The organism is Streptomyces ambofaciens ATCC 23877 (assembly GCF_001267885.1).
Lineage (GTDB): Bacteria > Actinomycetota > Actinomycetes > Streptomycetales > Streptomycetaceae > Streptomyces > Streptomyces ambofaciens.
The window spans coordinates 3,776,715-3,788,631 of sequence record NZ_CP012382.1; the positions used below are offsets into that span (position 1 = coordinate 3,776,715).

General features: G+C 65.3%; 6 protein-coding genes and 2 rRNA genes. 4 read left to right on the forward strand and 4 right to left on the reverse strand.

The genetic code is table 11. The annotated features are described in order from the left end of the window. Nucleotides 1–19: 19 nt before the first annotated feature. Nucleotides 20–1,504, forward strand: a complete 1,485-nt coding sequence (locus SAM23877_RS16810; protein WP_053133426.1) for a type IV secretory system conjugative DNA transfer family protein — start codon at nucleotides 20–22, stop codon at nucleotides 1,502–1,504. Here SAM23877_RS16810 and SAM23877_RS16815 read toward each other — a convergent pair. Further along, nucleotides 1,501–2,064 (reverse strand): GNAT family N-acetyltransferase, encoded by a 564-nt coding sequence (locus SAM23877_RS16815; RefSeq protein WP_174532225.1) that lies wholly within the window; start codon nucleotides 2,062–2,064, stop codon nucleotides 1,501–1,503. The two genes, SAM23877_RS16810 and SAM23877_RS16815, sit on opposite strands and share 4 nt — an antisense overlap. A gap of 95 nt (nucleotides 2,065–2,159) precedes the next feature. Between SAM23877_RS16815 and SAM23877_RS16820 the strand changes: the two genes are divergently transcribed. Beyond that, a complete protein-coding gene (locus SAM23877_RS16820) occupies nucleotides 2,160–3,416 on the forward strand; it encodes a sensor histidine kinase (RefSeq protein WP_053133429.1) in 1,257 nt (418 codons plus the stop codon). Further along, nucleotides 3,413–4,078, forward strand: coding sequence for a response regulator (locus SAM23877_RS16825; protein WP_053133432.1), 666 nt, complete (start codon nucleotides 3,413–3,415; stop codon nucleotides 4,076–4,078). Before SAM23877_RS16820 ends, SAM23877_RS16825 begins: the two co-directional genes overlap by 4 nt. A gap of 286 nt (nucleotides 4,079–4,364) precedes the next feature. Here SAM23877_RS16825 and SAM23877_RS16830 read toward each other — a convergent pair. The 3 genes from SAM23877_RS16830 to SAM23877_RS16840 all read right to left on the reverse strand — a co-directional run bounded on the left by SAM23877_RS16830 (nucleotide 4,365) and on the right by SAM23877_RS16840 (nucleotide 10,500). Beyond that, nucleotides 4,365–7,487 (reverse strand): 23S ribosomal RNA (locus SAM23877_RS16830). A 305-nt stretch (nucleotides 7,488–7,792) separates the two neighbouring features. Continuing rightward, a 16S ribosomal RNA gene (locus SAM23877_RS16835) occupies nucleotides 7,793–9,320 on the reverse strand. The 16S and 23S rRNA genes sit together here, the layout of an rRNA operon. A 631-nt stretch (nucleotides 9,321–9,951) precedes the next feature. Next, nucleotides 9,952–10,500: a MarR family winged helix-turn-helix transcriptional regulator gene (locus tag SAM23877_RS16840; protein WP_053133435.1), complete on the reverse strand. Its 549-nt coding sequence runs from the start codon at nucleotides 10,498–10,500 to the stop codon at nucleotides 9,952–9,954. A 137-nt stretch (nucleotides 10,501–10,637) separates the two neighbouring features. Between SAM23877_RS16840 and SAM23877_RS16845 the strand changes: the two genes are divergently transcribed. Further along, nucleotides 10,638–11,912, forward strand: a complete 1,275-nt coding sequence (locus tag SAM23877_RS16845) for an MDR family MFS transporter (RefSeq protein ID WP_053133437.1) — start codon at nucleotides 10,638–10,640, stop codon at nucleotides 11,910–11,912. Nucleotides 11,913–11,917: the final 5 nt, after the last annotated feature.

The window sequence follows — 11,917 nt, forward strand, 5'->3', positions numbered from 1 at the left end:
GAGGGGGAGGGCGGAACGGATGAGACCGGACGACCAGCGACGGGACGGCGGCATCCCGGACGGTCTGCTGCTCGGCATACTCGCCTTCATCCTCTGCATGGCGCTGCTGGTGTGGACGGCGACGGGCCTCGCCGCCCTCTTCGCGCACGGCTCCTGGCCCTCGGGCGTCACCTTCGGCGGCACCCCCCTGGCCATGCGCCACCTCGTCGCCGAGCCCCACGACGTCCCCGGTGCCTGGCCGGACGCCCCGGAGACGGCCCTCTCCGGGTACGGCCTGTTCTGGGGGCTGTTCATCGGCCAGCTGATGGTGCTGGTCGTCCTGGCCGTGTTCGTGATGGGCACGGTGGCCCGGTGGCGTGCGGTCCGCCGTCAACGGCGCACGGACGCGCACGCGGCGGCCCTGCGGGAGCGCACGCCGGAGGTGGCGCCGGAGCCGGAGCGGACACACCGGCAGACGCCCGTACAGGTGCACGAGGTACCGACCCCGAGGGCGCCGCGGCAGGAGCCGCCCCCGAGGGAGGAGCCCCTCCCCCCGGCGGCCGGCGGCGCACGGACCGGCGGCTGGGACACCCACCGCCCCGAGACCGCGGTGCACTACGGTCCCCCCGACACCCGCCTCTCCACCGCCGTGAACGCCCTGCGCGAAGCCGAGGGCGCCGCCCTCGTCATCACCTCGAGCCCGGCGCTCTGGGCGGACACCAAGGACGCCCGCGCGAAACTCGGCCCCTGCCACCTCTACGACCCGAACCACCTCTGCGACACCCCGGCGCGCCTCCACTGGTCCCCCACCACCGGCTGCGAGGACAGACCGACGGCCACCACCAGAGCGGCCGCCCTCCTCGCCCCCGTCCGCCCCACCGCCCGGCTCGACCAGGCGGTCGGCGACACGGCCGAGCTGCTCCTGCGCAGCTACCTCCACGCCGCCGCCGTCGACGGCCGCACCGTCCGCCACGTCCACCGCTGGTCCCAGGGCCTCCAGATCCAGGACGCCGTACGCATCCTCCGTACCAGCCCCAAGGCCGCGGCCGGTGCCGCGGGCGAGCTCGAAGGCGCCCTCACCGCCCACCCCGAACGCCGGGACATGGCCCAGCAGCTGACCGCCCGGGCCCTGGCCACCCTCTCGACGGTCAACATCCGTGAGGCCTGCACCCCCAACCGAACTGATGCCCTCGCCCTGGATTCCTTCGTCCACGAACAGGGAACGCTTTACGTGGTGGGTGAATCCATCGAGGACCCCCGTACGAGCCCGGGCGCGATGCCGCTGCTCACGGCGCTCGTCTCCAGCGTGGTCGAGCGCGGCCGGCGCATGGCCGAACGGTCATCCTCCGGTCGCCTCGACCCACCACTGACGCTCGTCCTGGACGACGTGGCGGCCGTCGCTCCGCTTCCCCAGCTCCCGGAGCTGCTGGCCACCGGCGCGGACCGCGGCATGCCGACCCTGGCCCTGCTCCGCTCCCGCGAACAGGGCCGCGCCCGCTGGCCCCACGACGAACTGCCCGTCTAGCGCTCGAGCACGAACTCCAGCTCGACCTCGCCGGGGCCCCCGCCGACCAGCGGCACCGTCCGCCCGCTCGGCGCGAACCCCGCCTTCCGGTAAGCCCCCTGGGCGCGCTCGTTGTCCGGGTGCACGATGAGCCGCACCCGCTCCAGGCCGCTCGCCCACGCCCACTCCAGCCCCGCGTCGAACAGCGCCTTGGTCAGCCCGCTCCCCCGCCACTCGGGGCGCACGAACACCCCGACCACATGCCCCTGCCGCCGCTCCACCGGGAACCCGGCCCAGTCCGTCGTCCCGGCCTCCTCCACCAGCACGGTCAGTGTGCCGAGCCACATCCCGCCGGGCACCTCCGCGATGATCTGCCGCGCCCCGGCCGCTTCCCCGGCCGCCTTGGCCGCCCGCTCCCGCCAGTAGGAGTCCGGCCGGGCCGCGGCGTCCTCGTACGTCTCCAGGTAGGCGAGGTGGGCCAGTGGATCACGCAGCGCGCGCAGGCGCAGCTCCTTCACGGCGGGCCACTCGTCGGCGCGTATGGAGCGGATCACGTAGTCACCGGGGACCGAGGCACTCATGCGGGTCACCGTAATACCCGGGTACTACGGCGCTCACCCGATATACCGGTCCCGAGGCGGACGCCCGGCCCCTCCGCAGCCCCGAACATGGTCGGATGGAGCCCGTGGAACCCCTGCCGCTGGACCGAGCGGCGGAACCCCTCACCGAGTACGTGCAGCGCGTCACCCGCCGGGTACGCGCCTTCGACCGGCGTCGGCCCCTCGTGTGGGACCTGCTCCTCACCGGCTTCTGGGTACTGGCCGCCCTGATCGACGCCGCCGGCGGCTGGCGCAACGTCGCCCACGACCCCGACGTGCCCGCCGCCCTCGTCCTCGCCCTGAGCCTCGCCCTGACCGTCCCCCTCCTCTGGCGGCGCGCTCACCCCGGGGCCGCCCTCCTCGTCTCGATGCCCGCGGCACTGGTGAGCAGCTGGTCCGGCGCGGCCCTGCAGGCGGCCCTGCTCCAGCTGCTCCTCGTCCACCACATCGCGCTGCGGCTGCCGTTGCGCACACTCTGGTGGGCCGTGGCCCTCGTGACGGCCCCGACCTGCGTCGCGGTGGCCCGCTACGGGGACAGCGCGGGCTCCTGGAACCAGCAGCTCGGCTCGCACCTCCTGTCCGTCGGCGTGGCGGTGCTCATCGGCGTCACCGTCCGCACGCGGCGCGACTACACCGAGGTCCTGGAGGACCGCGCCCGCCGCCTGGAGACCGAGCGTGACCAGCAGCTGCGGCTCGCCGCCGCCGCGGAACGCGCCCGCATCGCCCGGGAGATGCACGACATCATCGGCCACAACCTCTCCGTCATCACCGGCCTCGCCGACGGCGGCCGCTACGCCGCCGCCAAGTCCCCCGAGCGCGCCGCCCAGGCCCTGGACGCCATCGGCACCACCAGCCGCCAGGCCCTGGGCGAACTGCGCCGACTGCTGGACGTCCTGCGCGACGAGGACCGCACGGACCGGGCCGAGCTGGCTCCCCAGCCCGCACTCACCGACCTCGACCGCCTCCTCACCGGCGTACGCGGCGCGGGCCTCCCCGTGCGTACCACCGTCCAGGGCCGGGCCACCCTCCCCGAGGGCCGCCAGCTCACGGTCTACCGCGTCATCCAGGAGGCGCTCACCAACACCCTCAAGCACGCCGGTCCCGACGCCACCGCACACATCGACCTCTCCTACGAGGCCGGCGGCGCCGTCGCCCTCACCGTCACGGACACCGGCCGCGGCGGCCCGCCCCCCGCCGCGTCAGAAGGCCGGGGGCTGCCGGGAATGCGGGAGCGCACGTCCTTGTACGGCGGCACACTCGAGGCCGGCCCACGACCACGCCCCGAGCGGGGCTGGCGCGTCCATCTGCGTCTCCCGGAGGAATCCGCCCAGTGACCACCGTCCTCATAGCCGACGACCAGCCCCTCCAGCGTTTCGGTTTCCGGATGCTCCTGGAGAGCCAGGACGACATGACGGTCCTGGGGGAGGCCGCCAACGGTACCGAAGCCGCCCGGTTGACCGCCGAACTGCGCCCCGACGTCGTCCTCATGGACGTCCGCATGCCGGGCCTGGACGGTATCGAGGCAACCCGCCGCATCGTCGCCGGCGGCGGGCGCACCCGGGTCCTCATCCTCACGACCTTCGACCTCGACGAGTACGCCTACGCCGGGTTGCGCGCCGGTGCCTCCGGTTTCCTGGTGAAGGACGCCCAGCCCGAGGAGCTGCTCTCCGGTGTCCGGGCGGTGGCGACGGGCGACGCCGTGGTGGCTCCGAGCCTGACGCGCCGTCTCCTGGACGCCTACGTCCACCACTTGCCGGCGTCCACGGCCCCGGACGGCGCCCCCGACCCGCGTCTGGCCGCTCTCACCGACCGCGAGAGCGAGATCCTCAGAGTCATGGGACAGGGCTGGACCAACACGGAGATAGCGGAGCGCCTGCACCTGGCGGAATCGACGGTGAAGACCCACGTGGGCCGCATCCTCGCCAAGACCGGTTCGCGCGACCGCGTCCAGGCCGTGATCCTGGCCTACGACACACGACTGGTGTCCCCGACCTGAATTCTGGAGATGGGTCCAGAACGCAGAAAACCCCGCACCGTTCCCGGTGCGGGGCGTTCTCCTCGCAATGATTGTTCGCGGCGTCCTACTCTCCACACAGGGCTCCCCCCTGCAGTACCATCGGGCGCCCGTTGTAAGCTTAGCTTCCGGTTCGGAAGCTAACGGGCGTTTCCGCTAAACGCTATGACCCACCGGAAGACACTATGAAACTGGACGAAACCGGCACCATTTGTGCACATGGGGTTAGTTCCTGGTTCAGGAACCAACACAGTGACGCGGAGCAACTGAGGACAAGCCCTCGGCCTATTAGTACCGGTCACCTCCACACCTTGCGGTGCTTCCAGATCCGGCCTATCAACCCAGTCGTCTACTGGGAGCCTTAACCCCTCAAGGGGGTGGGAGTCCTCATCTCGAAGCAGGCTTCCCGCTTAGATGCTTTCAGCGGTTATCCCTCCCGAACGTAGCCAACCAGCCATGCCCTTGGCAGGACAACTGGCACACCAGAGGTTCGTCCGTCCCGGTCCTCTCGTACTAGGGACAGCCCTTCTCAAGACTCCTACGCGCACAGCGGATAGGGACCGAACTGTCTCACGACGTTCTAAACCCAGCTCGCGTACCGCTTTAATGGGCGAACAGCCCAACCCTTGGGACCGACTCCAGCCCCAGGATGCGACGAGCCGACATCGAGGTGCCAAACCATCCCGTCGATATGGACTCTTGGGGAAGATCAGCCTGTTATCCCCGGGGTACCTTTTATCCGTTGAGCGACGGCGCTTCCACAAGCCACCGCCGGATCACTAGTCCCGACTTTCGTCCCTGCTCGACCCGTCGGTCTCACAGTCAAGCTCCCTTGTGCACTTACACTCAACACCTGATTGCCAACCAGGCTGAGGGAACCTTTGGGCGCCTCCGTTACTCTTTAGGAGGCAACCGCCCCAGTTAAACTACCCATCAGACACTGTCCCTGATCCGGATCACGGACCCAGGTTAGACATCCAGCACGACCAGACTGGTATTTCAACGACGACTCCACCCACACTGGCGTGCGAGCTTCAAAGTCTCCCAGCTATCCTACACAAGCCGAACCGAACACCAATATCAAACTGTAGTAAAGGTCCCGGGGTCTTTCCGTCCTGCTGCGCGAAACGAGCATCTTTACTCGTAGTGCAATTTCACCGGGCCTATGGTTGAGACAGTCGAGAAGTCGTTACGCCATTCGTGCAGGTCGGAACTTACCCGACAAGGAATTTCGCTACCTTAGGATGGTTATAGTTACCACCGCCGTTTACTGGCGCTTAAGTTCTCAGCTTCGCCCCACCGAAATGGAGCTAACCGGTCCCCTTAACGTTCCAGCACCGGGCAGGCGTCAGTCCGTATACATCGCCTTACGGCTTCGCACGGACCTGTGTTTTTAGTAAACAGTCGCTTCTCGCTGGTCTCTGCGGCCACCCCCAGCTCAGACCGTAAAGATCATCACCAGGTGTGGCCCCCCTTCTCCCGAAGTTACGGGGGCATTTTGCCGAGTTCCTTAACCATAGTTCACCCGAACGCCTCGGTATTCTCTACCTGACCACCTGAGTCGGTTTAGGGTACGGGCCGCCATGAAACTCGCTAGAGGCTTTTCTCGACAGCATAGGATCATCCACTTCACCACAATCGGCTCGGCATCAGGTCTCAGCCTTGTGTGCGACGGATTTACCTACCGCACGGCCTACACCCTTACCCCGGGACAACCACCGCCCGGGATGGACTACCTTCCTGCGTCACCCCATCACTCACCTACTAACCGCTTGGTCCGGCGGCTCCACCACTCCCCTCAACTCCGAAGAGATCAGGGCGGCTTCACGGCCTTAGCATCACGATGCTCGATGTTTGACGCTTCACAGCGGGTACCGGAATATCAACCGGTTATCCATCGACTACGCCTGTCGGCCTCGCCTTAGGTCCCGACTTACCCTGGGCAGATCAGCTTGACCCAGGAACCCTTAGTCAATCGGCGCAAACGTTTCTCACGTTTGTATCGCTACTCATGCCTGCATTCTCACTCGTGAACCGTCCACAACTCGCTTCCGCGGCTGCTTCACCCGGCACACGACGCTCCCCTACCCATCCATACAGGCGTTGGCCCTAATGTATGAATGACACGACTTCGGCGGTACGCTTGAGCCCCGCTACATTGTCGGCGCGGAATCACTAGACCAGTGAGCTATTACGCACTCTTTCAAGGGTGGCTGCTTCTAAGCCAACCTCCTGGTTGTCTGTGCGACTCCACATCCTTTCCCACTTAGCGTACGCTTAGGGGCCTTAGTCGATGCTCTGGGCTGTTTCCCTCTCGACCATGGAGCTTATCCCCCACAGTCTCACTGCCGCGCTCTCACTTACCGGCATTCGGAGTTTGGCTAAGGTCAGTAACCCGGTAGGGCCCATCGCCTATCCAGTGCTCTACCTCCGGCAAGAAACACACGACGCTGCACCTAAATGCATTTCGGGGAGAACCAGCTATCACGGAGTTTGATTGGCCTTTCACCCCTAACCACAGGTCATCCCCCAGGTTTTCAACCCTGGTGGGTTCGGTCCTCCACGAAGTCTTACCTCCGCTTCAACCTGCCCATGGCTAGATCACTCCGCTTCGGGTCTTGAGCGTGCTACTGAAACGCCCTATTCGGACTCGCTTTCGCTACGGCTTCCCCACTCGGGTTAACCTCGCAACACACCGCAAACTCGCAGGCTCATTCTTCAAAAGGCACGCAGTCACGAGACACCAAGCAAGCTTGATGTCCGACGCTCCCACGGCTTGTAGGCACACGGTTTCAGGTACTATTTCACTCCGCTCCCGCGGTACTTTTCACCATTCCCTCACGGTACTATCCGCTATCGGTCACCAGGGAATATTTAGGCTTAGCGGGTGGTCCCGCCAGATTCACACGGGATTTCTCGGGCCCCGTGCTACTTGGGTGTCTCTCAAACGAGCCGCTGATGTTTCGACTACGGGGGTCTTACCCTCTACGCCGGACCTTTCGCATGTCCTTCGCCTACATCAACGGTTTCTGACTCGCCTCACAGCCGGCAGACTGTGAAAGAGAGATCCCACAACCCCGCACACGCAACCCCTGCCGGGTCTCACACGTATACGGTTTGGCCTCATCCGGTTTCGCTCGCCACTACTCCCGGAATCACGGTTGTTTTCTCTTCCTGCGGGTACTGAGATGTTTCACTTCCCCGCGTTCCCTCCACACTGCCTATGTGTTCAGCAGCGGGTGACAGCCCATGACGACTGCCGGGTTTCCCCATTCGGAAACCCCCGGATCAAAGCCTGGTTGACGGCTCCCCGGGGACTATCGTGGCCTCCCACGTCCTTCATCGGTTCCTGGTGCCAAGGCATCCACCGTGCGCCCTTAAAAACTTGGCCACAGATGCTCGCGTCCACTGTGCAGTTCTCAAACAACGACCAACCACCCATCACCCCGGGACAACATCCCGAGTGCACTGGGGCCGGCACTGAAAGCAGGCCAACGGCCGTACCCTCAGATACCCAACAGCGTGCCCGACACGAACCACTCTCAGGACTCACGTTCCACGCCGAAGCAGTACTAGTGATCCATCAAGCCGATCGTGCCGAGTAGTCAACGTTCCACCCATGAGCAACCAGCATCAGACATTCGCTGATGTACTGGCCTCTGAACCAGGCAAGCCTGGCTTAGAAGTGCTCCTTAGAAAGGAGGTGATCCAGCCGCACCTTCCGGTACGGCTACCTTGTTACGACTTCGTCCCAATCGCCAGTCCCACCTTCGACAGCTCCCTCCCACAAGGGGTTGGGCCACCGGCTTCGGGTGTTACCGACTTTCGTGACGTGACGGGCGGTGTGTACAAGGCCCGGGAACGTATTCACCGCAGCAATGCTGATCTGCGATTACTAGCGACTCCGACTTCATGGGGTCGAGTTGCAGACCCCAATCCGAACTGAGACCGGCTTTTTGAGATTCGCTCCACCTCGCGGTATCGCAGCTCATTGTACCGGCCATTGTAGCACGTGTGCAGCCCAAGACATAAGGGGCATGATGACTTGACGTCGTCCCCACCTTCCTCCGAGTTGACCCCGGCGGTCTCCCGTGAGTCCCCAACACCCCGAAGGGCTTGCTGGCAACACGGGACAAGGGTTGCGCTCGTTGCGGGACTTAACCCAACATCTCACGACACGAGCTGACGACAGCCATGCACCACCTGTACACCGACCACAAGGGGGGCACTATCTCTAATGCTTTCCGGTGTATGTCAAGCCTTGGTAAGGTTCTTCGCGTTGCGTCGAATTAAGCCACATGCTCCGCCGCTTGTGCGGGCCCCCGTCAATTCCTTTGAGTTTTAGCCTTGCGGCCGTACTCCCCAGGCGGGGCACTTAATGCGTTAGCTGCGGCACGGACAACGTGGAATGTTGCCCACACCTAGTGCCCACCGTTTACGGCGTGGACTACCAGGGTATCTAATCCTGTTCGCTCCCCACGCTTTCGCTCCTCAGCGTCAGTATCGGCCCAGAGATCCGCCTTCGCCACCGGTGTTCCTCCTGATATCTGCGCATTTCACCGCTACACCAGGAATTCCGATCTCCCCTACCGAACTCTAGCCTGCCCGTATCGACTGCAGACCCGGGGTTAAGCCCCGGGCTTTCACAACCGACGTGACAAGCCGCCTACGAGCTCTTTACGCCCAATAATTCCGGACAACGCTTGCGCCCTACGTATTACCGCGGCTGCTGGCACGTAGTTAGCCGGCGCTTCTTCTGCAGGTACCGTCACTTTCGCTTCTTCCCTGCTGAAAGAGGTTTACAACCCGAAGGCCGTCATCCCTCACGCGGCGTCGCTGCATCAGGCTTTCGCCCATTGTGCAATATTCCCCACTGCTGCCTCCCGTAGGAGTCTGGGCCGTGTCTCAGTCCCAGTGTGGCCGGTCGCCCTCTCAGGCCGGCTACCCGTCGTCGCCTTGGTGAGCCACTACCTCACCAACAAGCTGATAGGCCGCGGGCTCATCCTGCACCGCCGGAGCTTTCGAACCGCCTGGATGCCCAAGCGGATCAGTATCCGGTATTAGACCCCGTTTCCAGGGCTTGTCCCAGAGTGCAGGGCAGATTGCCCACGTGTTACTCACCCGTTCGCCACTAATCCCCCACCGAAGTGGTTCATCGTTCGACTTGCATGTGTTAAGCACGCCGCCAGCGTTCGTCCTGAGCCAGGATCAAACTCTCCGTGAATGCTTTACATCACGGGAGCGGAACAGTCGGAGGAATAATCCGACCGTTCACAGCGTCCTCGCTGTATTTTTTCAAAGGAACCTCAACCCGATCAGAGATCCGATCAGGTCGGGGTATCAACATATCTGGCGTTGACTTTTGGCACGCTGTTGAGTTCTCAAGGAACGGACGCTTCCTTTGTACTCACCCGAGAGACTCTCTCAGGCTTTCCTTCGGGCGCTTCCCTTCGGTCTTGCGTTTCCGACTCTATCAGATCTTCCCGATCCGATTTCCTCGGTGCTTTCCAGGTTCTCGCTTTCGCGTTTCCCTTTCCGGCGGTTCCGACTCTATCAGATCCTTTCGGGCTCTGATTCCCCGTCAGAGGGGGTTGTCCTCGCGGCCGTTGGGCCGTTCCGACGTCTCAAACCTTAGCGGACTCTCCCGGCGATTCCCAATCGAGGTGATCGGACCGCCGAGCCCAATCGGAATTGAATTCGGACATGCCGAATACATTCCCGGTGGGGGGTCGTGCTGGTGGTTTGGGTGCCGCTGATGCGGCGGAGGTGCTACCGCAGAACCGTTACGGCCCCGTGGCAACCCGAAGAACCTTACGGATCCCCCAGGGGGCTGTCAAGCACGCCTGTCAAGATCTTTAATCGAGGTCGCTGAGCCGGCCGCCGGCGTCGGGCTGAGCGTGTTCCACCCTGCGCAGCAGACGGGTGAGGACCTCGCCGAGCGCGGTCCGGTCGTCCGCGGAGAGGTCCTGGAGCAGGTCTTCCTCGAAGACGGAGGCGAGGCGCATGGCTTCCAGCCACTTCCCCCTTCCCTCGGACGTCAGCTCCACGATGACGCGGACCCGGTTGGTCTCGTCACGCTCCCGGGTGACCAGCCCCTCCGTCACCATGCGGTCGATGCGGTGGGTCATCGCGGCCGGCGTCAGTCCGAGCCGCTTGGCGAGGTCGCCGGGGCCCAGGCGGTAGGGGGCGCCGGACAGGACGAGCGCCTTCAGTACCTCCCAGTCGGTGTTGCTGATGCCGAGCTCAGCGGTCTGACGGCCGTACGCGACGTTCATACGGCGGTTCAGGCGGGAGAGCGCCGAGACGATCTTCTCGACCTGGGGGTCGAGGTCCTGGAACTCGCGCTGGTAGGCGGCGATCTGCTCTTCGAGTGTCGGCTCGCCGGCGCCGGAGGTGTCGCCCATGGCCGCAGTATGGCACGCGACTCCTTTGCCTCGAAGTCCTTCGCTGTGTACTCTTTAGCTTCGAACTTTAGCTTCTAAGTCTTCAGGCCTAACGGCTGGAGCGATCGACCCAAGAGAGGGTGAACGTGACCAGGGCAATGGGCGCAGCGATGCGCCGGATTCATGTGGGCAACGCACTCAGCGCGTTCGGGCTCGGCTTCACAGTCCCCTACCTGTACGTCTACGTGGCGCAGGTACGGGGACTGGGTTCTGTGACGGCGGGTCTCGTACTCGCCGTCTTCGCCGTGGCCGCGCTGATCGTGCTGCCGTTCGCCGGACGGGCCATCGTCCGGCGGGGCCCGCTACCGGTACTGCTCGTCGCCCTGGTCACGGCCGCGCTCGGTGCACTGTGCCTGGGGCTGTCGGCCTCGGCGGCGACGGTGCTGCTCTCCGCTGCCGCGCTGGGTGCGGGGCAGGCCGTGATGCAGCCCGCGCTCGCGACGATGATCGTGGACTGCTCCACCGCGGAGACCCGGTCACGGGCTTTCGCGATGCAGTTCTTCCTGCAGAACCTGGGACTCGGCGTCGGCGGACTCATCGGCGGTCACCTGGTCGACACCACGAGCGCCTCGTCGTTCACCCTGCTGTTCGCGATCGAGGCGGCGATGTTCCTGCTGCTGGTCGCGGTGATGGTGACGGTGCGGACGCCGCGCTCCCCCCGTATGGAGGAGGCCCCGGGGCAGTCGGGCGGCGGTTGGAAGCAGCTGCTGGGGAACCGCGCCATGGTGCAACTGTGCGTCCTGGGCTTCGTGCTCTTCTTCGCCTGCTACGGGCAGTTCGAGTCGGGGCTGAGCGCGTACGGCGTCGAAGCGGCCGGCATCACCACGTCCGCGCTGGGGACCGCGCTGGCGGCCAACACCCTGATGATCGTCGTCGCGCAGTTCGCGGTGCTGAGGTTCGTGGAGCGTCGCAAGCGGTCCCGTGTGATCGCGGCCGTGGGCCTGATCTGGGCCGTGGCGTGGGCGGTGGCCGGGTACGCCGGTCTCGGACACGGGAGCCAGACGATGGCGACGGCCGCCTTCATCTCGACGTACGCGCTCTTCGGGCTGGGTGAGGCGATGCTGTCGCCGACGCTGGCGCCGCTGGTGGCGGATCTCGCGCCGACCGGGCTGGCCGGGCAGTACAACTCCGCCTTCGCCCTGGTGAAGCAGCTCGCGCTGGCCATCGGACCGGCCGTCGGTGGGCCTCTCGGGGCCTCGCTGCACGCGCCGTACATCGTGGCGTTCCTGTTGTTCTCGCTGGGCATCACCGTGCTGGCGGTGCGGCTGGGGCGGGAGCTGACGGACGTCCAGAACCAGCCGTCGCTGGCCAGGAGCCGGGTGGTGACGCAGGGCGGGGCCCCTGCCGACGCGGTGGCCGCCGCGGAGGCGTGAGCGCG

Bases quoted from the DNA above. Each gene is read 5' to 3' on its own strand.
- SAM23877_RS16840 (WP_053133435.1), bottom strand. From the start codon at position 10,500: ATGGGCGACACCTCCGGCGCCGGCGAGCCGACACTCGAAGAGCAGATC.
- SAM23877_RS16815 (WP_174532225.1), bottom strand. From the start codon at position 2,064: ATGAGTGCCTCGGTCCCCGGTGACTACGTGATCCGCTCCATACGCGCC.
- SAM23877_RS16810 (WP_053133426.1), top strand. From the start codon at position 20: ATGAGACCGGACGACCAGCGACGGGACGGCGGCATCCCGGACGGTCTG.
- SAM23877_RS16845 (WP_053133437.1), top strand. From the start codon at position 10,638: ATGGGCGCAGCGATGCGCCGGATTCATGTGGGCAACGCACTCAGCGCG.
- SAM23877_RS16820 (WP_053133429.1), top strand. From the start codon at position 2,160: ATGGAGCCCGTGGAACCCCTGCCGCTGGACCGAGCGGCGGAACCCCTC.